This window comes from Salegentibacter sp. Hel_I_6 (genome assembly GCF_000745315.1).
GTDB lineage: Bacteria > Bacteroidota > Bacteroidia > Flavobacteriales > Flavobacteriaceae > Salegentibacter.
In genome coordinates, this window is sequence record NZ_JQNQ01000001.1 from 970,532 (window position 1) to 994,483 (window position 23,952).

At 38.0% G+C, this 23,952-nt stretch carries 26 protein-coding genes; 14 read left to right on the forward strand and 12 right to left on the reverse strand.

The window, feature by feature from the left end:
• The first annotated feature begins 7 nt into the window (after window positions 1-7).
• Window positions 8-703, forward strand: a complete 696-nt coding sequence (locus FG27_RS04350) for a TetR/AcrR family transcriptional regulator (protein WP_197051660.1) — start codon at window positions 8-10, stop codon at window positions 701-703.
• A gap of 17 nt (window positions 704-720) precedes the next feature.
• Here the strand turns inward: FG27_RS04350 and mobB are convergent, their stop codons facing one another.
• Together mobB and mobA are read right to left on the reverse strand one after the other, a co-directional pair.
• Window positions 721-2,022 carry a conjugal transfer protein MobB gene (mobB, locus tag FG27_RS04355; RefSeq protein ID WP_037316007.1) on the reverse strand — a complete coding sequence of 434 codons (1,302 nt, stop codon included), beginning with the start codon at window positions 2,020-2,022 and terminating at the stop codon, window positions 721-723.
• Between the two features lie 6 nt (window positions 2,023-2,028).
• The gene (gene mobA / locus FG27_RS04360; protein ID WP_037316011.1) at window positions 2,029-2,460 is read right to left on the reverse strand and encodes a conjugal transfer protein MobA; all 432 of its coding nucleotides are present in this window, start codon (window positions 2,458-2,460) and stop codon (window positions 2,029-2,031) included.
• A 712-nt stretch (window positions 2,461-3,172) separates the two neighbouring features.
• Here mobA and FG27_RS04365 point away from each other — a divergent pair.
• The 3 genes from FG27_RS04365 to FG27_RS04375 are packed head-to-tail and all read left to right on the forward strand — an operon-like array spanning window position 3,173 to window position 5,014.
• Window positions 3,173-3,940 carry a ParA family protein gene (locus tag FG27_RS04365; RefSeq protein ID WP_037316014.1) on the forward strand — a complete coding sequence of 256 codons (768 nt, stop codon included), beginning with the start codon at window positions 3,173-3,175 and terminating at the stop codon, window positions 3,938-3,940.
• A 4-nt stretch (window positions 3,941-3,944) separates the two neighbouring features.
• The gene (locus tag FG27_RS04370) at window positions 3,945-4,376 is read left to right on the forward strand and encodes a DUF3408 domain-containing protein (RefSeq protein ID WP_037316017.1); all 432 of its coding nucleotides are present in this window, start codon (window positions 3,945-3,947) and stop codon (window positions 4,374-4,376) included.
• Window positions 4,377-4,378: 2 nt separating this feature from the next.
• Window positions 4,379-5,014, forward strand: coding sequence for a hypothetical protein (locus FG27_RS04375; RefSeq protein ID WP_037316019.1), 636 nt, complete (start codon window positions 4,379-4,381; stop codon window positions 5,012-5,014).
• A 16-nt stretch (window positions 5,015-5,030) separates the two neighbouring features.
• On the opposite strand, the gene FG27_RS04380 is transcribed toward FG27_RS04375, so the two are convergent.
• Window positions 5,031-6,260, reverse strand: coding sequence for an ImmA/IrrE family metallo-endopeptidase (locus tag FG27_RS04380; protein WP_037316022.1), 1,230 nt, complete (start codon window positions 6,258-6,260; stop codon window positions 5,031-5,033).
• A gap of 289 nt (window positions 6,261-6,549) precedes the next feature.
• Here FG27_RS04380 and FG27_RS04385 point away from each other — a divergent pair, with 289 nt between their 5' ends.
• The 8 genes from FG27_RS04385 (at window position 6,550) to traN (ending at window position 14,716) form a co-directional block, all read left to right on the forward strand.
• The gene (locus FG27_RS04385; protein ID WP_037316025.1) at window positions 6,550-6,855 is read left to right on the forward strand and encodes a DUF4134 domain-containing protein; all 306 of its coding nucleotides are present in this window, start codon (window positions 6,550-6,552) and stop codon (window positions 6,853-6,855) included.
• A gap of 12 nt (window positions 6,856-6,867) precedes the next feature.
• Window positions 6,868-7,200 (forward strand): DUF4133 domain-containing protein, encoded by a 333-nt coding sequence (locus FG27_RS04390; RefSeq protein ID WP_037316028.1) that lies wholly within the window; start codon window positions 6,868-6,870, stop codon window positions 7,198-7,200.
• Complete coding sequence (locus tag FG27_RS04395; RefSeq protein ID WP_037316031.1) at window positions 7,197-9,704, forward strand: TraG family conjugative transposon ATPase; 2,508 nt, start codon at window positions 7,197-7,199, stop codon at window positions 9,702-9,704. The genes FG27_RS04390 and FG27_RS04395 overlap by 4 nt, the downstream gene beginning before the upstream one ends.
• Window positions 9,705-9,823: 119 nt before the next feature.
• Complete coding sequence (locus FG27_RS04400; protein ID WP_037316034.1) at window positions 9,824-10,456, forward strand: DUF4141 domain-containing protein; 633 nt, start codon at window positions 9,824-9,826, stop codon at window positions 10,454-10,456.
• A gap of 3 nt (window positions 10,457-10,459) precedes the next feature.
• Complete coding sequence (gene traJ / locus FG27_RS04405) at window positions 10,460-11,455, forward strand: conjugative transposon protein TraJ (RefSeq protein WP_037316037.1); 996 nt, start codon at window positions 10,460-10,462, stop codon at window positions 11,453-11,455.
• Between the two features lie 23 nt (window positions 11,456-11,478).
• A complete protein-coding gene (gene traK / locus FG27_RS04410) occupies window positions 11,479-12,102 on the forward strand; it encodes a conjugative transposon protein TraK (RefSeq protein ID WP_037316040.1) in 624 nt (207 codons plus the stop codon).
• A gap of 377 nt (window positions 12,103-12,479) precedes the next feature.
• Window positions 12,480-13,805 carry a conjugative transposon protein TraM gene (gene traM, locus FG27_RS04415; RefSeq protein ID WP_037316042.1) on the forward strand — a complete coding sequence of 442 codons (1,326 nt, stop codon included), beginning with the start codon at window positions 12,480-12,482 and terminating at the stop codon, window positions 13,803-13,805.
• A gap of 17 nt (window positions 13,806-13,822) precedes the next feature.
• Window positions 13,823-14,716: a conjugative transposon protein TraN gene (traN, locus tag FG27_RS04420; protein ID WP_037316045.1), complete on the forward strand. Its 894-nt coding sequence runs from the start codon at window positions 13,823-13,825 to the stop codon at window positions 14,714-14,716.
• A 194-nt stretch (window positions 14,717-14,910) separates the two neighbouring features.
• Here traN and FG27_RS04425 read toward each other — a convergent pair whose 3' ends face one another.
• The 3 genes from FG27_RS04425 to FG27_RS04440 form a co-directional block, all read right to left on the reverse strand.
• Window positions 14,911-15,471: a hypothetical protein gene (locus tag FG27_RS04425; protein WP_037316048.1), complete on the reverse strand. Its 561-nt coding sequence runs from the start codon at window positions 15,469-15,471 to the stop codon at window positions 14,911-14,913.
• Between the two features lie 106 nt (window positions 15,472-15,577).
• Window positions 15,578-16,006, reverse strand: coding sequence for a hypothetical protein (locus FG27_RS04430; protein WP_037316051.1), 429 nt, complete (start codon window positions 16,004-16,006; stop codon window positions 15,578-15,580).
• 1,674 nt (window positions 16,007-17,680) lie between these two features.
• Window positions 17,681-18,343 carry a hypothetical protein gene (locus FG27_RS04440; protein WP_037316057.1) on the reverse strand — a complete coding sequence of 221 codons (663 nt, stop codon included), beginning with the start codon at window positions 18,341-18,343 and terminating at the stop codon, window positions 17,681-17,683.
• A 90-nt stretch (window positions 18,344-18,433) separates the two neighbouring features.
• Here FG27_RS04440 and FG27_RS04445 point away from each other — a divergent pair, with 90 nt between their 5' ends.
• Complete coding sequence (locus tag FG27_RS04445) at window positions 18,434-18,724, forward strand: hypothetical protein (protein ID WP_037316061.1); 291 nt, start codon at window positions 18,434-18,436, stop codon at window positions 18,722-18,724.
• 86 nt (window positions 18,725-18,810) lie between these two features.
• On the opposite strand, the gene FG27_RS04450 is transcribed toward FG27_RS04445, so the two are convergent.
• The 5 genes from FG27_RS04450 to FG27_RS04470 form a co-directional block, all read right to left on the reverse strand.
• Entirely contained in the window at window positions 18,811-19,305 is a 495-nt protein-coding gene (locus FG27_RS04450; protein WP_197051661.1) for a toxin-antitoxin system YwqK family antitoxin, read from the reverse strand.
• A 310-nt stretch (window positions 19,306-19,615) separates the two neighbouring features.
• Entirely contained in the window at window positions 19,616-19,846 is a 231-nt protein-coding gene (locus tag FG27_RS19590) for a hypothetical protein (RefSeq protein ID WP_369794093.1), read from the reverse strand.
• A 194-nt stretch (window positions 19,847-20,040) separates the two neighbouring features.
• Window positions 20,041-21,705 (reverse strand): S8 family peptidase, encoded by a 1,665-nt coding sequence (locus FG27_RS04460; RefSeq protein ID WP_255351553.1) that lies wholly within the window; start codon window positions 21,703-21,705, stop codon window positions 20,041-20,043.
• A gap of 3 nt (window positions 21,706-21,708) precedes the next feature.
• Window positions 21,709-22,506 carry a hypothetical protein gene (locus FG27_RS04465; protein WP_037316071.1) on the reverse strand — a complete coding sequence of 266 codons (798 nt, stop codon included), beginning with the start codon at window positions 22,504-22,506 and terminating at the stop codon, window positions 21,709-21,711.
• A 28-nt stretch (window positions 22,507-22,534) separates the two neighbouring features.
• Entirely contained in the window at window positions 22,535-22,993 is a 459-nt protein-coding gene (locus FG27_RS04470) for a hypothetical protein (RefSeq protein ID WP_156101204.1), read from the reverse strand.
• A 221-nt stretch (window positions 22,994-23,214) separates the two neighbouring features.
• Here FG27_RS04470 and FG27_RS04475 point away from each other — a divergent pair, with 221 nt between their 5' ends.
• On the forward strand, window positions 23,215-23,427 hold the full coding sequence (locus tag FG27_RS04475) for a hypothetical protein (protein ID WP_037316077.1): 213 nt from the start codon (window positions 23,215-23,217) through the stop codon (window positions 23,425-23,427).
• A 38-nt stretch (window positions 23,428-23,465) separates the two neighbouring features.
• On the opposite strand, the gene FG27_RS04480 is transcribed toward FG27_RS04475, so the two are convergent.
• Window positions 23,466-23,774: a hypothetical protein gene (locus tag FG27_RS04480; RefSeq protein WP_156101205.1), complete on the reverse strand. Its 309-nt coding sequence runs from the start codon at window positions 23,772-23,774 to the stop codon at window positions 23,466-23,468.
• Between the last annotated feature and the right edge of the window lie 178 nt (window positions 23,775-23,952).

Sequence of the window (23,952 nt, forward strand, 5' to 3'; positions counted from 1 at the left end):
GTTTGCTATGTCAAAGAATACCACAAATAGAACGAAAAAAGTAAGGCCTAAAAAAGAATCTCGAAAAACACATTCCGGCCCAATCAGGGATAAGTCCCGAACCAAATCACGTCTTGTTGAAGCCGTAGGAGAGGTCATTAAGAAAAAAGGGTATTCTGCACTTAGTGGTCCTAATATTGCCAAAGAAGCTGGACTGCATAAAAAATTAATTTGGACTTACTATGGAGGTGTAGACAACTTAGTGGAAGAATTTCTCCAACAAAAAGATTTTTGGATGGTGGCAGAAAAAGAGGTTGCAAAGGAGTTACAGGAATCCTCAAAAAATATTAGCCAGAATGAAATATATTGCTTGCTTGAAAGTCAGTTCAAAAGTCTTTTAAGTGATGAGTTGTTACGGAAAATCATCCATTGGGAATTAGAAAGCGAGAATAAAACCCTACGCAAGATTTCGGATCAAAGGGAAGCCTTTGGAGAACAATTGTTTAAAATTATAGAACCCGATTTCCAAAATTGCAATATGGATGTGAGGGCAAACCTAGCCCTACAGATTGGGGGAATTTATTATTTGGCTTTACATGCCAAATCAAATGGGAGTACTTTCTGTGGAATAGATGTTAATAAAAAAGCCGGAGAAGATCGTATTTTAAACGCTTTAAAAAGTATACTGAATTTCACCTATAATGATGCAAAGGCTAAAAAATAAAGACATTAATAAAAATATTATTGTTTCCGTCGGTGCTTCTTCTTTTTCTTCATCCGATTGGCAAACTCCTGTTCTTCGTAATTTTCGCCCAAAGCGTCGGGCAATAACCCGCCCAAGCTTTCGATAATAATATCGGCTTTATCCGTTCCGAACACAGTCTCATTATTCAAGAAACCAAAAATTTCGTGAGGTTTTTCAGCAGACACATCTTCCAGAACATGATGTGGGGATACTTTCTGTTGTGACTCATTAGGTTCATTTATTTCCAGTGGAATGTTATGGTTCCAGTAATTATTAAATACATTGGCAGAAAACATTTTGCCCAATCGGGAACCGTTCCAGACCGTTTTAGAATTGTGATCAATAAACGTTATGCCATATATCCGTCCAGTATCATTCCTACGTACCACCACATTGATCCCCATATCCGTCAGTTGTTTTAGAAACCCTTGTTCATCGTTGGATGCTATCATACTAATATTGATGGCTGACTTTATGGTGTTTTTTGCATTACTATTCTTTAGGCTTTCCGAGCATTTTTCAAAACGGTCTTCTAATGCCGGAAGTCCTGCATTATTTCCGAACAAGGAAGACTTGAAAGGATGGCTGGCTTTTTTACCCTCTTCATTTAATGGAAAGTACAGCAAACCTCCCTTCATTTTCCCCCGTACCTGCCCCTCTACCCTTTCCGTGGTAATATTGAACAGGGACAGCAGGGCATTGTATTCACCCAATGTCCGGAATTGGTAATATTTCGGTAAATGGCGGATCACCGAGGCTAACTGGCTTTTCACATCCCCTTTAATATAATTTACTGGGCGGAAAATTTTATCGTTTTGTCTTTGCTGCTTATCCGTTGCCGGCATCAAATTGTATTGCTCTTCCAGTGCGCGGCATACCTTCATCGATCGCCTTTTTTCAAAACTGTCTGAAATCTTTTTACCGGCTTCATCAACACAAACCGATACGATATGGATATGGACGCGGCCAATATCGGTATGTTTGAATACCACAAAAGGCTGCTGCCCATATCCCATTTCCTGCATATACTGCCCTGCCATCTGACGGAACTTTTCATCACTTACCTTGTCCTTGGGGTCAGGGTTCAGTGAAATATGCAATACGGGCTTTTCCGTTCTTTGGTTGGCTATCAAATAAAGGGCAAAAGACTGAGCCAGTTGACCAGCGGAATACTGTCCGTTAGGGGTTTCTATCATCTTATTTGCCAACAGGATTTGTCCTTTTTCGTTCTCCATTTTGAGCAGGTTATATGCCAAGGCTCCATACAAATTACTTCCCCGTCCAATTTTTACTATCATTTAAACCTACTTTTTCAAATGCTTTGTTTCAAATTCTTCGGTAAGCTGGATAATTTTTTGACATAAAGTTGCCATTTCAGCCGTTTGTTTTTCCAGTTTATAGAGGTAAGCCGCTGCCTTTTTTTCTGAAAAATAACGGTACAAGAGTTTCACCACCTGATTGTAATTCACTCCTACCGAACGAAATTGGCTGTAAAATGAAGTCAGCCGCATATAGAAATCAAGCGTTCCCTTATCAATTTTGACCGTTTTTATTTCCTTTTCAAACAACAAAGAAGTAATAAACCTAGCTTTGTTATCCAAGCCCGATCCTTCAAAAAACGATAACAATTTGGCATTTTCCTTATCCGTAAGCCTAAAAACATGACGGTGGGTACGGGGATTGAGTTTTGGATTACGCCCGCCCTTCTTTCCTTTTCCGATGCTATTTTCATTCATCCTACATTTATTTTTAATTTTCATAAAACCCCGACTTTGGAGGGTGTTTTTCTGCCCCCTGCAAGGGCAAGTTGTTTTGAGGCACTATTTTAGTTTATAGTGCCTCAAAACACAACTTGCCGTGTTCTGGTGAACACAAAAATCCGCCCTCCGGAACGGACTAAAGTCAGCAGGGAAAAACGACTTTAGGTCATTCAACTTATTATCCGATAAGGCAGTTTAATTTTGCATTCACCTGTTACTAATAATCTCTACAAAGTAAAGCCCTGTTCAGAAGAATAATACTATCTCCTACCCCGTCAAACATTGCCTTTGGGTGCCATTGAATACCATATTGATACCGACTTGTAGGTACCTGCATTTCTTTGTACCCATAAGCAGCGCAGTACTTATGGGAATAGGTACATACCTGTTTACGGCAATAATCAGGTAACTATTAATGTATGGAGGCAGATAGGTATAGCGATGAATATTGGCTTATGCAATTACATTAAGGACCTACAGATATGCAGCGGTAGAAAAGGACTCAAAGACGCACATAAGCTCTTCTATATTTCTGTAATTACTTAAAGCTCTAAATATTAATTATGGTATATAGACCATGGATTATCTCCCTATATAGAAACTTATTTATATAGATAGAAATGACTGTACAAACCTAATTATGAGTGTATAATGAGAATAGATAAATAACTTCATAAAATCCTTAAAAATGAAAAGAGAACATAAAACCATTTTTATTGCTTTTTCTTCCCAAAAGGGAGGGGTTGGCAAAAGTACTTTTACTACACTTGCAGCGAGCACAATGCACTACCGTATGGGCTATAATGTTGCTGTATTTGATGCGGATTTTCCGCAACACAGCCTAATGAACATGAAAAACCGTGACCTGGCTATGGTTATGGAAAATGAGGTAATGAAAAGGAAGGCTTATAAACAATTTACAAGCATTAACAAAAAGGCTTATCCTATCATCCGGCATAAAGCAGAAGGTGTTTTAGAGGCTGCAAATGATTTTTTGAAGTCTTCAAGCATTCCCGTTGATGTTATTTTTTTTGACCTTCCGGGAACCGTTAACACGCCCGGAATATTAAAGGCCCTGACAGGGATGCATCATATTTTCACCCCAATCACCGCCGACCGTGTAGTGATGGAAAGCACCCTGATTTTTACGCAATTAATGAAGGATGTCATTATGAAAGAAGGAAATACCACTATTGAAACCATTAACTTGTTTTGGAGCCGGGTCGATGGCCGGGAACGAACTCCCCTATACGATATCTATGACAAGCTCATTGCAGAATTGGGTTTAAGCCTGATGCAAAGCCGTATCAAGAACAGTAGCCGTTTTAGAAAAGAAAGCGAAGTGAATGCCAAGATCATTTTCAGGTCAACGGTAATGCCTCCTGATAAACGCTTGATGAAAGCCTGCAAACTGGATCGGTTTATAACAGAATTCTTAAACATTATAAAACTATAACCCTATGGAAGATGACAGTAACAAAAAGAAGGTTTCCGAGATCAATGAAGAATTGATGATGGACCTGATAGTGGACGGAGTAAAAAAAGAAGGCTTGGAACTCCCACCCAAACCATCGGTTGGGCCAGTAAAGAAAGGCAAGAAAAAAATTCCAGACAAGAGTTCTGAAATTAAAGAAAAAAAACGTACTAAAAAGAACAATAAAGCAGACTATGAAATCCTATTTTTTAATAAACCCGACACAAATGCCCGGGATGGCAAAACGGTTTATATCCGCCCGGAGTTCCATGAAAGGCTCACCCGTATCGTAAGGGTAATAGGGGAAGATAAGTTAACTATATATGCCTATTTAGATAATTTGCTTGAATATCATTTTAAGGAATTTGGGGAACAAATTATCAAGAATTTTAACGATAAATATAAACCTATCTTATAGCTATGGAAACGATAATTGTAATATGCCTACTCATCGTAATTGGCCTGCTCTTACAGGACAAGATCATCATCAAAAAAAGACCGGAAGAAAAGCCTAAAAAGGAAAAAGCCAATCCGAAGCTGCCCGATATTATGGGACAGCCCAAACCATTGAGAAGACTTTCGGTGCCAAGCCCTGTCAATGAAAGCCAAATGCCGGATCCGGAGGTCAATCCAAGTAATTTAGACCTTGAATACGACGAAAATGAAGAGGTTGGTATTCAAATTCCGCAGGAAGAACTGGAGGCTGTTTTCAAGAGCATACCCGATCTGGAAGAAGAGGAAGAAGAATGGCGGGGGTACGCAACTGCAGGCAATGATAATGGTTTAGCCACAGGGGTTACCTTTGAAGAACTAAGCTCCGTGGGGATGCTGCTCCAAAAAGAAAAACTGGGGCCTTCCCAAAAAGAAACAGCGGCTGCCATAGTTCAGAAATTACATGGAACCGAATTATTCAGCTTGCTTGAAAATTCAATGGAAGGGGCTTCAAAAAAGATAGCCCTGCTATTGGATAAAAGCCTTTCCTCCGAAAACAATTCCAGTTCTTCCATTTTGCGGAAAAATAATTTGGAGGATTTTGATATTGGGGAGTTTGTATAAGCTAGTCCCCTCAAAATTAAAAAGTGCTTATTTTTGATAAAGTTCTTAAAAACTCTTTACCACTTTCATCTTTATCAGATAATGCTGGGCGATCAATAAGTCCTAAGCTTTCCAAACGATACTCAATACTTATTTTACTAACTCCAAAGAAGGTGGCCAATTTCTCAACTATGCTCCTAAAATCTATCTTATTAATGCTTTGGTTATCTAAATATATCCTTCCTTGTTTGCTTATACCCATTTTAGTTTGAATATCAATTAATCTAGCTATGATGGTTTCTTCAGGCATAAGTAAGCTTGCTGCAAAACAATTGGCCTGCCATTCGATCCAGTTTTTGTCATTCACTAAAATATTTTTTTGAATAAACAAACTATATTCTGAATCTTTAAAGTTGTCGTATGTAAATTGATTGGCTTTTAATTCACTATGTAAAATAAAATGGCCTATTTCGTGCGCTAATACAAATGGAAAGCGAACTGTATTTCGAACTTTTGGGCTTATATATATCGCCTTCTTTTTAACATCATAAAAACCTAGTTGTTCACTTCCACTATCATCAAATAAATAATTACTGTCGTTTATTTTTAGTGAACTTTCTTCTTTTAGGTAGGCCGTTACTTTATCCAATGGGGTTTTCTCATATCTTTCGGTTATATTGCTATCGATTTTTTTCAAAAATTCAACAACAATACCATTGATCCCTTTTGCCGATAACTTTTTGAGACCTTCAATTTTATCAGGTAGTAAAGCTTTCCTTATTGCATTCTCTAATTCCTCTTCAATTTCAAGTTGCTTGGTGTCAATATTAAACTGCTTTTCAGGTTTATAAAGAACAATAGTGTAACCCTCTTCATCAACATCGATCAACGTGATCCCAAGGGTTTTAGCGGTATCAAATGCCCCGCTTTGAAAACCGTTTTTGGCTATGACTATTTTTTTGGTTTGAAATTCCTGAATGCCATCTACCTTACTCTCAAATTCTTCAATATCATCTACAGGAACAGGCTTGTTCAAGTTCTTACATTCAATGATACAAACGAGAAATGGTTTATTTGCTTTAGGGTGCCTTACTTCAATGGATAAATCAAAAATAATCTCCTTTTTCCTTTTTACAGAATGGTACTTTACTTTTTCCTGAACTATACAATGAGCCGGATTTATACTTAATTCATGATTATCGATAATCTTGCGAATTAGTGTCTTGGTCCTGGCTTCAAAGGCATCCCCTATTTTAACGGTATTCACTTAAAATGCTATTTTTCAAGCAATTTATAATGAATTAATTAAAACGGTATCTAATTGGCCTTAAACTTATTAACCGGTTAGTAACAATAAACATGCACTTTTCACTTACCATGCCACTTTTTAAGAGCAAATAGTCTGTACGCTTCAGTTGTTTTTAAACAAGTGCCACTCCCTGCCAAAGCCCCCCCTTGACTTCCATTTTGTTATAAATAGACGGTTTTCCCTTCATCTTTGACCACAAGCCCGAAAAATAGACGGGTAAAACTAACACATATATGCCTTTATAATTATGGAAAAGCAAAGGAAAAAAATTTGGTTGGCAGCACTGGCAATGCTGTCAGGAGTTAGAATGTTCGCCCAAGGAAACGGTTCTGCAGGTATCAACGAAGCTACCCAGATGGTAACTTCTTATTTCGATCCCGCCACACAATTGATCTACGCCATAGGGGCTGTTGTAGGTCTCATTGGAGGGGTTAAGGTTTACAACAAGTTCAGCAGTGGTGATCCCGATACATCAAAAACAGCGGCTTCGTGGTTCGGTGCCTGTATTTTTTTGATCGTAGCGGCTACTATCCTACGTTCATTCTTCCTTTAAACCTATGGTCTTATGAAGACGTATAATATTAACAAAGGTATCGGAAGAACGGTAGAATTTAAAGGGCTGAAAGCACAGTACCTGTTCATTTTCGCAGGAGGGTTCCTTGGAATTCTTGTTCTTGTGATGGTCCTGTATCTGGCAGGGGTGAATTCCTACATTTGCTTGTCTATTGGGACGGGAGGGGCCTCACTGATTGTTTGGCAAAGCTTTTTACTAAACAGGAAGTACGGCGAACACGGATTGATGAAACTAAATGCCAGGAAAAGGCATCCCAAATACATCATTTGCCGCAAAGCCATACGCCGTTATTTGAAGTTTATCCCTAAATCTCCAGCCGTATGAGAAACACAGCAAAAACCGCTACCCTGGAAAGTAGGTTCCCTTTACTTGCGGTGGAGAACAACTGCATCCTTTCCAAGGATGCGGACATTACCACTTGCTTTCGGGTAAATCTACCAGAACTTTTTACGGTGGCTTCGGCAGAATATAAAATAATCCATTCGACCTGGAACAAGGCCATTAAAACACTTCCGGATTATACGCTCGTCCATAAACAGGATTGGTACATCAAGGAAAACTATGCCCCCGATATCCCCCAGGAAGGACGAAGTTTCCTTTCCAAATCCTATCAGAGGCATTTCAATGAACGTCCGTTCCTCAACCATTACTGTTACCTGTTTTTGACCAAGACCACCAAGGAAAGGATGCGGATGCAGAGCAATTTTTCATCGCTTTGCAAAGGTAGGCTCATCCCAAAAGAAGCCAGGAATAAAGAAACCGTTCACCATTTTATGGAGGCAGTAACACAGTTCGAGAGGATCTTGAACGATTCTGGTTTGGTAAGCATAGAGCGGTTGAGTGAAGAGGACATCATCGGAACGGCCCACAAGCAGGGACTGTTGGAACAATACCTTACACTTTCAACGGAAGTTGGAACACCAATGCAGGATATCGCATTGGGGGCCGAAGAAGTCCGTATCGGCAACAAGAGGCTGTGCCTGCACACGCTTTCCGATACCGATGACCTGCCCGCAACCGTTGCACCCCATTCGCGCTACGAGAAACTTTCCACGGACCGGAGCGACTGTTTATTGTCCTTTGCCGCTCCCGTGGGATTATTACTTAACTGTAACCATATCTACAACCAATACCTGTTTTTGGACAACAGTGAGGCCAACCTGCAAAAATTTGAGAAATCCGCCCGTAATTTGCACTCCCTTGCCAGGTACAGCCGAGCAAACCAGATCAACAAAGAGTGGATAGAGCGCTACCTGAACGAAGCCCATTCTTACGGGCTCTCCTCCATCCGGGCTCATTATAATGTCTTGGCCTGGTCGGAAGACCCTTATGAACTAAGGCAACTCAAAAGCGATACCGGAAGTGCACTGGCACTAATGGAATGCAAGCCGCGACACAACACTGCGGATGTAGCTACTTTGTATTGGGCAGCAATGCCCGGCAATGCAGGGGATTTTCCAAGTGAGGAAAGTTTTTACACCTTTATAGCACCTGCGTTGTGCTTCTTTACCGAAGAAACCAACTACCACAGTTCCCCCTCCCCTTTTGGTATCAAAATGGCCGACCGGTTGACCGGAAAGCCCATCCATCTGGATATTTCCGACCTGCCGATGAAAAGAGGTATTATTACCAATCGGAACAAATTTATTTTAGGGCCTTCCGGTTCAGGAAAATCTTTTTTCACCAACCATATGGTTCGACAATACTACGAACAGGGGTCGCACGTATTGCTTGTGGACACCGGAAATTCCTATCAGGGATTATGTGAGCTGATCAAGGGCAAGACCAAAGGCAAAGACGGGGTTTATTTCACCTATACCCAAGACAATCCCATTGCCTTTAACCCTTTCTATACCGATGATGGCGTTTTCGACATCGAAAAACGGGAAAGTATCAAGACTTTGATACTGACCCTGTGGAAACGGGATGATCAGCCGCCCACCCGTTCGGAAGAGGTTGCACTCTCCAATGCCGTAAGCGGTTATATCGAACGCACCAAAAAAAATGATGTTCAACCATCTTTCAACAGTTTTTATGAATACGTACAAGGTGATTACCGAAAAGCACTCGAAGAAAAACAGGTCAGGGAGAAAGACTTCGACCTTGCCAACTTCCTAAACGTATTGGAACCCTATTATAAAGGTGGCGAATATGATTTCCTGCTCAATTCCGATAAGCAACTGGATTTGCTTGCTAAACGATTTATCGTGTTTGAGATCGATGCCATTAAAGACCACAAAATCCTCTTTCCCATTGTTACCATTATTATTATGGAAGTTTTTATCAACAAGATGCGCAGGCTCGAGGGCGTCCGCAAACTCATCCTGATCGAGGAAGCCTGGAAAGCCATTGCCAAAGAAGGTATGGCAGCGTATATAAAATATTTGTTTAAGACCGTCAGGAAATTCTTTGGGGAAGCCATTGTGGTCACTCAGGAAGTGGACGATATCATTCAATCGCCGATAGTAAAAGAAAGTATTATCAATAATTCCGATTGTAAAATCCTACTTGACCAACGCAAATACATGAACAAATTTGATGCTATCCAGACCATGCTCGGCCTTACGGAAAAAGAGAAAGCACAGGTGCTTTCCATCAATATGAACAATGACCCTTCCCGGCTTTATAAGGAAGTATGGATAGGTTTGGGAGGCACCCATTCGGCTGTCTATGCCACAGAGGTCTCCCAAGAAGAATACCTCGCCTATACCACCGAAGAAACCGAGAAACTACAAGTAAAACAGCTCGCATCCGAATTGGACGACAATATAGAGCTTGCCATCAAGCATATCGCTATGCAAAAGCGAGACAGAACAAATCAAAAGTAAATCAAGAACCTTGATACAAGCATACGAGGTATAAATATGAAAATAATTTAAAAATACGAGGTAAGTCTTCGGGGAATTAAACCCTCAATGAGGGATTAACAATTTAAAATTTTAAGAAAATGAAAAAAACTATTTTAATGGTGTGCACGGCAATGATGCTTGCCGTACCACCGACTGCAAAAGCACAATGGGTCGTGACGGACCCTGCAAATTTAGCACAAGGAATCCTTAACAGTGCCAATGAGATAGTACAGACCTCTTCCACCGTTTCCAACGTGATCAAGAATTTCAAGGAGGTGGAAAAGGTATATAAACAGGGCAAAGAATATTACGACAAGCTCCAAGCCGTAAACAACCTGGTAAAAGATGCCCGTAAGGTGCAACAAACGGTACTTATGGTGGGCGATGTCTCGGAAATTTATGTGAATAATTTCGGAAAGATGATGAACGACCCCAACTTTTCCTATCAAGAACTGACGGCAATTGGTAATGGATATTCTGCGCTTTTAAATGAAAGTACCCAGCTGCTCAAAGAACTCAAACTGATCACTACCGCTTCTAGCCTTTCCTTGAACGACAAGGAACGTATGGATATTATTGACCGGGTGTATAAGGAAGTGAAAGAGTACCATAGCCTGGTGCGATACTATACAAACAAAAATATTTCCGTAAGCTTTTTAAGGGCTAAGAAACAGGGCAATACGGAGCGGGTTTTGGAACTCTACGGGACTGCCAATCAAAAATACTGGTAAGCTATGGAATTTGAAAACCTTCATGAAGTCCTGCGTTCTTTGTACGATGAGATGCTCCCACTGGCCGCAGATATGGCAGCTGTGGCAAAGGGCATTGCGGGCTTAGGTGCCCTGTTCTATATAGCCCTGAGTGTATGGCAGGCGTTGGCCCGGGCAGAGCCGATAGACGTATATCCACTTTTGAGGCCCTTTACGATCGGACTTTGTATTATGTTTTTCCCGACTATGGTATTGGGAACCATCAATGCCGTATTGAGCCCGGTGGTAAAGGGGACCCACGAAATGCTGGAAGGTCAAGTACTTGACTTGAACGATTTACAGGCAAAAAAAAGCCTTCTAGAACGCGAAGCCATACTCCGAAACCCCGAAACTGCTTACCTGGTATCGAATGAAGAGTTTGATAAGAAACTGGAGGAATTGGGATGGTCGCCGTCCGATTTGGCTACCATGTCCGGCATGTACCTCGAACGTGGTATGTACAGTATGGAACAAAGTGTAAAAAATTGGTTCCGGGAACTTTTGGAAATCCTTTTTCAGGCAGCCGCCCTGGTCATCGATACAATACGTACATTTTTCCTTATCGTCTTGTCCATACTCGGGCCGATAGCCTTTGCCATTTCCGTTTGGGAGGGTTTCCAGTCCACCCTTACCCAATGGTTGACCCGGTACATCAGTATTTACCTATGGTTGCCCGTTGCCGACCTGTTCAGCACCATGCTGGCAAGGATACAGACCCTCATTATAGAACGGGATATCGAAATGCTGGCAGACCCAGCCTTTATTCCCGATACCTCCAATACGGTCTATGCGATTTTTATGATCATCGGCATTGTAGGGTATTTTACCATCCCTACCGTAACGGGTTGGATCATCCAGGCAGGAGGTGCAGGGAACTTTATGCGCAATGTGAACCAAACGGCCAGAAAAGTTGGAAATGTGGCAAGTGCCGGGTCGGGTTCCGCAGTTGGGAATATCGGAGGAAGACTACTCAAAAAATAACGTAAACAAATAATCTTTGAAAGATGGAATTTAAAACCTTAAGAAATATAGAAAACAGCTTTCGGCAAATCAGGTTGTACGCCACTGCGTTTGCCATACTCTGCACAAGTGTAACGGGGGTCGCCATTTGGAAATCCTACCGTTTTGCGGAAGAACAGCGGCAAAAGGTTTATGTGCTGGATCAGGGAAAATCGCTGATGCTGGCACTTTCCCAGGACGCCAGTATCAACCGTCCCGTGGAGGCTAGGGAACACGTCAGGCGTTTTCATGAACTGTTCTTTACCCTTGCCCCCGATAAGAACGCCATCGAAAGCAATATAAAAAGGGCATTTAACTTGGCTGATAAATCAGCTTTTGATCATTATAAAGACCTTTCCGAGAAAGGTTATTACAACCGTATCATATCGGGCAATGTCCAACAACGCATTGAAGTGGACAGCGTGGTGTGCAATTTCGAGGCTTACCCTTATACAGTTCGTACCTATGCCAAACAGTTTATCATCCGTTCCAGCAACCTGACCAAACGTAACCTTGTTACTTCCTGTTACCTGCTCAATTCCGTAAGGTCGGACAACAACCCACAGGGATTTACCATTGAAAAATTTATCGTACTGGAAAACAAGGATATAGAAAGTATAGCGCGCTAAATACAGGGTATGAAAGCCCATAATGGACATTTGATAAACAAAAGCCATAACCTCCCGATAATTATCGGGACAATATAACTCAAATCAAGTCAATAGTTTATAAAATTTTGTATAGATGAAAAATATAAGATCTCATAGAGATACACTCGAGGGACGCTGGCGGACGTTGCCCATAAGAAAACAACGCAGGTGCACCCTATACTTTTTTGTAGGCTACTTGTTGTTTACCACAGTGGTAGTTTTCAAAATTTCGTACGATGCCGAATCCCCTGACAAGAATATGGTCATCGAGCATATCGAAAATCCCCTCCTAGAAAAGAACGAAAGTCCTGCATTTCTCCAGGACACTTTACAATAAATTTTAAAGCATAAACGTAATGAAAGAAAATAAAAAAAAGAGTATTAGGATCACAGAAGGAAGCCCGAACGAAACCGCAGGGGTATTACTAAATCACACTCAGGAAAAAGTCGAAAAACTAAGAAAACTACTGATTTTTATTTTGATGGGGGTGGTTTTTATCGGCTGTATGTATTTGATATTCAAACCCTCTTCCACTAAAGAAAACATCGAAAAAACAGGTTTAAACAAGGCTGTCCCTCAAGCTACCAATGAAGGCTTACCTACTGATAAAGGTAAAGCTTATCAGCAGGAAATACTCCAAAAGAAAGTTCAGGAAAAGCGTGATGTCATGAGGTCCCTTTCTGATTACTGGAACAGTGAAGTGGAAAAGGAAACCCCTGAAATGGACCAGGAAGAAAGGAGAACAACCAGATATGGTACCAAAAAGGATAATCAGGCATTAAGCAGTTACCGTAATGCCCAACGTACATTAAATTCTTTCTATGAAGATAATGATCACCAAACCCATAAACTTCAAAAACAGATTGAAGAACTGAAAGAACAGTTAGCAGAAAAAGAAGCCCCCCAACACCATAGCGTTGAAGAACAACTGACCTTAATGGAAGAATCTTATAAAATGGCCGCCAAATACCTTCCGACCAGTACCCAAGCCAATCAAGGTACGGAACCATCGGGCACAAATCAAGGCATTCCGGTTTCATCTTCAACACCACAGGAATACTTTGTTGCCTTTACCCCGGCTCGAAAAAGTCCTGTTTCCACCTTGTACAGGAAGGCCTCGGATAGTATATCTATGGATTACCGGCCGGAGCACAGCAAGCGTGGTTTTTATACCGCAGGATTGTCTGAAGAGTTGGTGTACCCTAAAAACAGTATTAAAGCCTATATTGCGGAGTCACAGACCGTTATTGGGGAAACAAGGGTACGGTTGCGTTTAATGGATCTTGCCAAAACTCCAAACCGTACCATTCCACAAGGCACGATGCTAACGGCCAATGCAAAGTTTCAGGGAACTCGTTTGCAGCTTAAAGTCACGTCAATTGAATTGCAGGGCAATATTATTCCGGTTGACATAAGCATATATGATTTGGACGGACAGCAAGGTCTGTACGTTCCCTATTCTCCGGAAATAAGTGCTTTTTCCGAAATGGTCGGCAATATGGGACAGACCTCCGCCACAAGCCTTATGCTCAGCCAATCCGCAGGGCAGCAAATTACCGCAGACCTTGGCCGTGGGGCGATGCAGGGCGTCTCGGGATATTTCTCCAAAAAGGTCAAAACACCCAAAGTTACCCTAAAGGCTGGTTACCAGGTCCTTCTTGTTTCTAAAAATAAATACTGAATTCAAATAAATACACCATGAAAAATCATTTTAGAACTTTTTGGGCATGCGCCCTGATGATCGGCTTTGCCATACAAGGTTTTGCACAGAAAAGCACAAGAGACCCACTTGTTTTGGGCAAGATAGCACCTTACCGAATAGAAGTTACCTACAATAAAACCTCGCACCTGATTTTTCCAACCACTATCCGTTATGTGGATCTGGGCAGTGAATACCTGATTGCCGGAAAAGCAGAAGATGCAGAAAATGTATTGCGTGTAAAAGCTGCGGTCAGGGATTTTGAACCGGAAACCAATTTTTCCGTGATTACCGATGACGGTCGTTTTTACAGTTTTAATGTATTTTACAGTACTGATCCTTTAGTTTTGAGTTATGACCTCTTGAACACATTTAAGGCTTTAGACAAACCCAAAGGCAATGCTGTATTCTTTGAAGAATTGGGGAATAGTTCTCCTTCGCTTATAAGTTTGATAATGGAAACCATATACAAGCAAGACAAAAGAACCTTAAAACGAATCAGTGATAAAAGTTTCGGCATTCAATTTACACTTAAAGGGATTTATATACACAATGGAAAATACTATTTCCACACGGAATTAAGTAACCAGACCAATGTGCCTTTTGAGATTGATTTTATCAATTTTAAGGTAGTGGACAAGAAGAAGGCGAAACGTACTGCAGTACAGGAAAATCCTTTAACAACACTTAGGACGTACAAGCCCCTGGATAAAATTAATGGAAAAACGACCAACCGGAATATATTCCTTATAAACCAGTTTACCATTGCCAATGATAAAATGTTGCTAATTGAGGTTTTTGAGGAAAACGGTGGCAGGCATCAAAGGCTCAAGGTGAAAAATTCTGATTTAATCAAGGCTCAATTGATTAAGGATGTGCACCTAAAGTTTTAAACCACTCTAGGAAACAAAAGAAATAAAGTGATGCTCGCTTTTTCAGGTGCAAATTTATACAGGCACCCGGATGGATACTTTTCAAACAAATGGTATTGAGAGTAAATGCGAGGGTTTTTGTCGGCATCGGTAAAGTAAAAGTCTTTTATCAGCTAGCCCAAGTAATGCTGGAATGGATTTGCTAATCCTTCAGCTTAAACCTTTTGGAATATGATTAGTTCTAAAGCCCTTACACCACTCACTTCATACTTTAATTGACTTTCAACTTTTTTCTTAACAGGCTGAAAATTTTCATTATTTGCTATTAGGTGCATTTCTTTTAAGAACAGTAAATAATTCTGTGGGTCCTGAATTCCATAAATCGTCTTTTTACCTGACCAAAATCTATATATTTTACTATCCCAAATTGGGTATATTTCCGGATTTATAAAATGAAGAAGTTTAGATACTCCAACTAAGGAATTATTAATACAATGTTTAAGCTCTTGTAATTCTGAAACTTTTAGAATATTCTTGGCTTTCACTTTATTTAAAATTCGAAGTACTTCTTCCAAATTTTGCAATCTTAAATTTATAATTGTTGGCATCCAGCCATATATAAAATGTGCCGATATTATTAAATGATGTTTTTCAATCCTGGAAATATTATCAAAATATTTTATGAACTCCTGATAGCTGTTCAAATAAGAATTGTTTTCCTGAACCTTAAATTCCTCTACTTCCTTTTCTAGTAAATTAATGGTTATTCTACCCACTATCTTATTTTTAAATATTCTAATACACTGCAAGATAGGAATTTGAAAAATGAATTAAAGTGGCTCGAGCAAAATAAAGTTGCATCATAAGAATTAAACCTCCGCCCTATGCTATATGGGTTTTCTTATCCTCATATACCAAAACCATATGCATAATGTCATTAATAAAAGGATGAATTTTAGTGCTAGTGCATATTATCTCATTATTGCTGGATAATTTTGAACACAATTTTTTAATATCTGGTGGTAAACAATTTTCCTTTGATAAGAAATCTTCTATCTTTTTATCTTTTAAAATTGGAGCGGTGGTAGTAAGACTAGATTTCCAATAAAAATGCACTCCTACCGGGCAACATCTCTCACTTATATTTTTGTCAAAAAATACATTGTTTACTTCCCAGTCACCAACATTTTTAATGCCATCTATAGCTTGTTCAAAGTCTCCAATTTTTCTAAAAATAAGACGTGGATCTATTTCAATAAACCGCTTTATCAATTGTTGTTTAATCTCATCAAGGTTTTGGCTTTTAGACATGTGCTTAGGTTATTTACTTAGTGGTTTTGGGGGGTGAATGAAAAATATATTCTGACCGAACCCAAATTGGCCAGATTTAAGCTAATAGAACGCTAAACCCAAAAGTATTGGAAAATCCCCCCCTACCGATAATTAATCCAGTAACCTGTACTATATGATGGTTTGCAGGATTAGATATAAGGGATGGTAAATTTAATATTTTTTTTGGTTTTTAAGATTACTATAATTCAATTGGTATGCTAAAATAAAGCGTTTATATTTTCGGTGGTATTTTGGCAAAATTAAATCTCAAATACATAAAATAATTTTAAACAAAAGCTAAAGACAGCGTTTAAAATTACGTTTCCTAACTTAATACAATTTGTATACCTCGGCATTTTCTTTCAATTTGCCCCCCCTTTAAAAGAAAATCAAAAGCGTTGTTTAGAAATGTTTCTGTGGTGACCATCCTAAACGATAATATTTTATTCCAAAAGTTTTAAAATTGTCTAAATTTATTAAATACAAAAATTATTGGTAGATTATTGTAAAAATCATCCATACTAATGCATTGGCAAGACCTCCCAAAACAGCCGAATATCCTTATTTCTCATTGGAATGTCAACAAGTTGCTCTACAGTACATTGCTCCTGTTCATTTTTGAAACGGTCTATTACTATTATGGGCTTTCGGGTGCCCTTCAAAATGATAATATAGCAATCATCTTATTTTGGACGTGGTGCCTCCTGTTTTCATTTGTACATATATTCTTGGTATTGATGGATAGTTGGTCGCGCTTTCAAAATTATAAGCGCATAAAAGACCATTTGTTTCAGCATGGCTTTACGCAAAAAATAGCGAAGCACTATAGCGGTAGCAAATGCCAACGTATGACGGTTGCTGCGGCTGCAAAAGAGTTAGGTGTAGAACATAAAGTGAAAGTATATTACGATAAAATGGGCATTAGATGGTATAATTTTATCCCACAGTTCATGCTTCGGGATCCTCTTTTTCTTTTTAAGGGATATTTTTGGTCCCGCACATTTATGGAAAAACACTACGAGCCTAAATTTAATTACAGGCGGTTTAAAGAACTCTCGGCCTCATGTTGAATGCTGGTTAAATCTATGGAAAAGTGCGGGACACGGTTTCCTTGTCTCTTAAAACAGGACCATAAGCCGACTTCTGGGCAGAATGGTAGAAAATCCACGCTTTTCTAAATTCTTTGTGGTCATTCCAGATTCCAGCGAGGTAATTCTTATATTTGATATTAAGTTGAAGATAGCGGTTAAGGAGTGGCCAACACCTGGCAGATGATGGGGGCAACTTTCGGCTGATAAGGACGGCGTTATCTGATATTAATCTGCAACTAAGCTCCGTGTGAGGCGGGGCTTAATTATATTTGCCGCGGAGGAGCGTGTTTCCAGAATACTCCAAGATACAAGAAAATCTCCCCGAAAAGATGTTATGCAAGCATTCACTTTTTAAATTGAGCAATTGAAAGTTTAAGTCTTATATTCAGCCTCGGATGGCATTTCCCTGGTGATGGTATAAGACTTATTTTATATGCCTTAAATGCGACTATGAATTCCCTCCTTTATGCGACAGTTTAAGGTCTTAAAAGCAGCTTTAGATAGTTTTGTAGATTTTAAAAATCAATTCTATCTGGTGAACTGCATTTTTATTAGCCTACTGTTACCAAACTATTTCCGGGTAATCATCGTAATTTAATTGGTCTACTCTACAATCTAATTCCTTGGCTCTACTTACCATATCAGACTTCCACATTTTATAAGCCGGTGAAAATTGGGAGTAAGCAATGAACAAATCCGGTATACCCCGAAATCTTCTTTTTCCCGGGGTCTTGCTCAAATATTCTATATTAATACCCTGCAATACTAAAAAAACAAGGTCATTATGTATATCAATCTTTCGACCTATAAAATTTTGAATTTGTTGTGCGCCCTGGGGATCATATTCAAATAAGGCTTTTTTACAATTATATTCCAGGATATAAAGGTTTGCCTGATCCAGGGCATCCAACACTACATAACCTGCATTATAGCGAAGAACAGAAATCAAATAGAGTAAGTCTGTCCATAGGTATCTAAAGCCTAAATATTCAACCTTATTTTCCGAATCAAAAACAAACTTTTCTTTTAACCTGGAATGCTGGAAAGCTTTTCGAACCTCATAAGCAAAGCCCATTATGATATCTGATTGCCCCTTTTCTTCCTTTTTATATTCATTTAACCGCTCTCCTATTTTGTGGATGGTTTCATACAGGCTTGTTAAGTCACCGTAATCACCCCATAATTCTATTCCTGTCCCTTTCTTGGTTGGGTTACTTTGAAGCATAAAAAAGCATTTAAATTATATATTCTTTTTCAAATATCATCATTTAAATCAATTTAGTATATTTAGTAATCACCAAATTTTTTGATATTTATGGAAGAGCAGGGAGCACTTAAAGAAGTACCATTTCACGATGAATTCAGGAGAAAGGTCCTTGACAACTTACTTGAATTACACCGTCAATTAGTTTTACTTGAACAACTTGAAAGGGGATCAAGAATGCCATTTTTGAGAAAGATAGCGATTCTTCGTGATTTTTTTTGGGATTCAGATATTGAAGAATATTTGTACGATAATGAGGATCTTGGTTACATCTATGATAAGCTTGAGAATCTAATGATATTAATTAAAATTCACGCGCCATTACCTCAAAAGACACATTGAAATCAAAAGTAAATGATTACTATTTAGTGTCTTTTTAGGCAACGGTTATTATTGTTGCAAACTGTACTTTTTTTAAAGTACCATTCTCAATCAACTAATTCACCATTTTTATATTGGAGAACATCCGTTAAGTTGCCATCTATATCATAAAATTTAACCGTTCCATTTCCGTCCTCAATGGTACCCTTGTCCACCTTATTTCCTGCTCCATCAGAGGTCGAAATAACTTCCTTAAGTTTGCCATTATTCCAAATTCTCACTGTATAAAGCTGCCCACTTTCATGGTACCAAATCCATTTTCCTATCCTTTTTCCATTGTCTAAGGTACCAACGCCCTGTCTATTACCATTTTCGTAAAAAAAAACCCATTCACCATCTTGTTTACCCTCCTCGAAATGGCCGATTTGCCAAAGAGTACCGTTGGAATGATAATATTTCCATTCTCCGACCTTTTGTCCATCGATGGTTTTTCCTTGGCTCTTCAAGCTGCCATCGTCATAAAATTGTTTTGGGACACTGCAAGATTGAAAAAAAATTAGAAGGAAAAATGTTGAAAATACAGATTTTACTTTATAGTTCATTTTCATCAAAATTCAAACTTACAAAATTTTGTATTTTGCACCGTCTCGTTTTATAAAACAAGATTTTGCTGTATAGATACGAGTTCCGAATCAAAGCTAAAATTAATATTAATTTGTTTTTATTTCAGTTCGTAATTTCCTTTAGCCCATTCTATGGTCGGTTTAATCCATTCCTTTAGTGGTTTAAACAAAAATCCGTATCTCAATCCAGTATTCAATTATACTTCTTTAAAATGCTTGATCTTACAACTTGAGTTTTCTTTTCTTTTAATTGCTGAAACACCAAAGGGGTCGGTTCTTTCATAAATGGTCAAAATATTACCACAATAATTAATTTCCGGTATGGCTTTAAAACCGGTTTTTTAAATTCTTCTACGATTCCTTTATACTCGGTCCTCCCAAATTCTGGATGCGATTCATCAAGGCCGTGTTCCTCCAAAAAGCGGTTATGTAGAAAAAAAATAAAACCTTTATCGTATGATTGTCCGCTAGCATATAATGTGGAGCAAAAAAGAAATCCAATTAATAAGATGCTTTTCATTAAATGATTTTTGAAATTTCCCACAACTATCCCACCTAAAAAAGCTATTTAATAAAAAGAAAACGGATAAAGCTAATAATCATTAAAACTGATTCAAGAAAAGTCGTAAACCCTGGCACAATTCAAAAAATCTCTCCTAAACAAAAATTAATATCTGCCAACTAAAGTCGGAGTCCTGCTAGCAATATATTTTATTAAATGACAATAAACTTACTTGTATATACATTTTTACCTAAAGTATATTTTGCAATATGTAGGCCTTGTTTTAATTTTGAGAGATTAATCTGATGATTACCAGTTTTTAACGAGTTAGAATGGATGATATTTCCATAAAAATCAAATATCTCGACCTTTAATTTCTCCTGACCTTTAATTATCGAAATAATATTTTCAACGTCGGAATCTGATAAATTTTTGTTTGAATAATGCCTGTTTAACCATTCATATTTGTCTAAAAAATTCACATTTAACATCTTATCATCTTGAGTATAAAACTCATTTAATGGTAAATTCTTGTTGGAATAATCCAATTGAAAATCACCAAGTTTATTATGACTTGAAGCAAATTCGGCGGAACTCAAACTAGATACTGTCCCATAATACCTTGAGATATCATTTGACCAACTTGAGGTCGATCCACAACCATTAACCGTTCTAACTTTAACACTCACTATTAATGGAGAAGTCGTATGTTTCTGTACCGCAATTAAAGCAGTTTTATCTCCGTCGTCATAAAAGGTATAAAAGTCATTAGGGTTTTGGTATTGTACATCCCATTGCCATTCCAAATCATAAGAACTAGTATAACCACTTTCTAATATTGCATGTTCAACGTCATAATACCCAGAAGTATTACAACAAACAAGATTTTGAACAGTATTTGGTGCAACTGATATTACTGGATCATCATTGTTGGAAGCAATAGAATATACATATTTATCAAACTCCAATACGATTCCGCTATCTAAAGTGATCTCAACTTTAATTATAGCACTACCAGGGCTAAAAAAAGAAAAGTGTAACTCTTCAGTACCTTGACCTGATCTTATATATGTGGGATGACTGGGTACTATCCACTCAATACTTGAAATATTATTTAAAGTGGAGGGAATGGTTAATATACCTTCAAATGAACTTCCCTGACAAACTGCATTTGGACCTGCTATAATTAAAGTATTTAGTGTTTCTTCAATTGCCGCCTGAGCATTAACACGACCATTTCCAAAATTATTATCAAACCCGTTTACTCCCATATCAGTAGCTGTATTTGTAAGAATATCCCTTACTTCCTGTTGGGTAAGATCTGGGTTTATAGAAAGAACTAGTGCAGCTACTCCAGAGACAACAGGACAAGAAGCAGAAGTGCCACCGAAACTATCCTCATAGTCCCCTGGATGCCTTCCCTCTCCCCCCATTCGGTCTACAGTTCTAACGTTACCCACATATCCTGTTTCTCCAGAGGGCGCAACAAGATCCAATTCGGCTCCTCTTGAACTATAATTAAATAAATTTCCCTGATTATCTATTGCTCCAACAGATATAACATTTGCATTTGTAGCAGGATAATTAACGCATCCTCCGCCATTTCCAGAAGAAAATACAACCACTGCACCATTCCCATTTCTTCCATTTGTTACCGCATCTTGAATTGCATTATCTATATCGATATTAGTAAAACCACAAGGTGCAAGGGGAAAAGACCAAGAATTACTTAACACGTCCGCTCCATTATCAACAGCCCATTGTATTCCGTCAGCAATATCACCATTAGTAGTCCCTCCAGCAAAAATATTTACAGAAAGCAGGTCGACCTCGGGTGCCACACCGCGTAATCCTATATTATTATGTGAAGCTCCAATAACTCATGCGCAGTTCATCCCATGGGTTTCATTATTCACTTCAGGTTCTCCATTGCCATTGTTGGCGGGTGTAACCCCCCCAACCAATCGACCTTCAAAGTCATCATGCTCTTCAAGACCCTGGTCAAAAACAGCCACAGTTATATTACTGCCCAACGTTATTTCCCAGGCTTCTGGCGCGTTGCAATCTATATCATTAACTCCTGCAACTCCGTCAATAACCTGTCCGGTATTGTGCAATTGGAATTGAAGGGGATAAAGAGGGTCATCTACCTGGTTTACTTCTTTTGGAATATAAAAATCGGGAATAGAAAATTCCGCAATCCCCGCTTCATAAATTTTATTGGCAATTTCTAGAACTTTATCAACATTTTTTATAGAAATTCTCAAAACACCATACTTTTCTTCAATTCCATTTAAATTACCTTCTCTTAAAATATCAAATAATTCTTCTTTTTCCACCCCCTTGCGCAACTTGACTCTAACCATTTTGGTGGGAAACATTTTAAAATCTTCATCAGAATTAATTTTATAAGCTGGGCTTATCTGAGTTTTATGCTGCTCCACATCTTCTTTCATCGAAAAATCTTTCTTCTTTTTTTCAAGAATGAAGAATCCTTTTCTAGAAAATGATTCTGTTTTCTCAAAACCGGATTTTACTGTCATTGAAGGTTCTTCAAAAAGTATATAAGATTCCTCTGAAAAATGAATTTCAATTTTCTCACTACCATTATAATAATAATTTTGTCCATTTATAGTGATAGAAAAAAACACAAATAAAAGAATGTAAAAATTTTTCATATTTTGAGATTTAAGATTATAAAGAAGGTTATTTTTTTTTAATTGAAGTCAATACAATTTCACCATGAGCATAAATAACAGGAGTAGCTTTTATATCACATATTTGTTTAATATTACCTGAAAACTCTATCTCAATTGAGTCTCTGACATCTTCCTTTTCTTTTAAATAATCAAATTCCTCTCCTATAAAATTGTCATTACAAACAATAAAATAGGTCTCACACATAGAGCATCCCATAGTTTCACGGAAGATCCAAAAACGATTTTTATATTCTTCCTCATCATAATATTGAGCAGATTCATCAGGATGTTTAAAAAATAAGGTGCCACCTGTTTGTTCTTCCATTGGTATAGCATTTTCTTCACTTGGCACAGTAAGTATCGTTTCTGATTCACAACCACATTCTGGCACGGCCGCATCATCTTTTTTACAGCTATTAAACAGGATAATCATAACACAAAAAATACTATAGTAAAAACCTCTCATATAATTAAATTAGATTGAACAACTAAGGTTGATTTAAAAAATAAAACCGCCTAAATCACATTAAATATATATAATTATCATGTTTTTTACACTATAAATAAAGATTGCAAAAGGATTAAAAATCCATCTCTTTCTAAAACTATAGAAGAAATTCCCTAAAATAATGTTCAATATAAAACCTTGTCTTGGATTTAAACAGGGGAAAATTCCCCTTTTACTATATGACACTTTACGAATTCAAATCATTACCAGAGCAAGAGCAATATCCAAAACTTTTTAATGAAGGTGAATTTACAACCTATAGGCTTGAGCCAAACGCTAGATTTGCCTTGTATGATTTAGAAAAATTCTTTGTAGAAGTTGAGTATGAACCTAAGAGTAATAAAATTGTAAATAAGTTTTGTAGATGGTCGAAAATTGGAGTTATATTCTAAATTTAAACCATTACACTGGAAGGAAAGTTTATGAAACTCTATTTTAGTTTATATGAATCGTCCAGTTCACGACCATATAGCCTTTCAACTTCTTTAAAAAATTGGGAAAGCTTCATACCTTTATAAAAACATATAGTGCTTAAAGTGTATACCGGAATGTGATAACCATCCGGTCTTCCCAATATTTTTTCTACAGTATGATAATGTATACCAAATTTATCTGCTATTTTCATAGGCTTTTCCTTATCAAAACCTTTAAAGATATTTTCTCGGATATACTTACACACGTATTTATCAACGTTATAAACCCTCTTTTCTTTTTTAATACGTTTTTTATCAGGCATCAATACAAAAGAAAAGAGATTTATATAATTTTTACAGCACGATAGTGCTATTAAAATAATTTATATTATATTTGATTTTATAAATTATTTTTGCGAAACTTCTTAAAGTAAAATATTAGAAGCATTCGCTTTGAATCTCGAATCGAAAACTGGTAATTTTTAGTACACGAGATGATAAGTG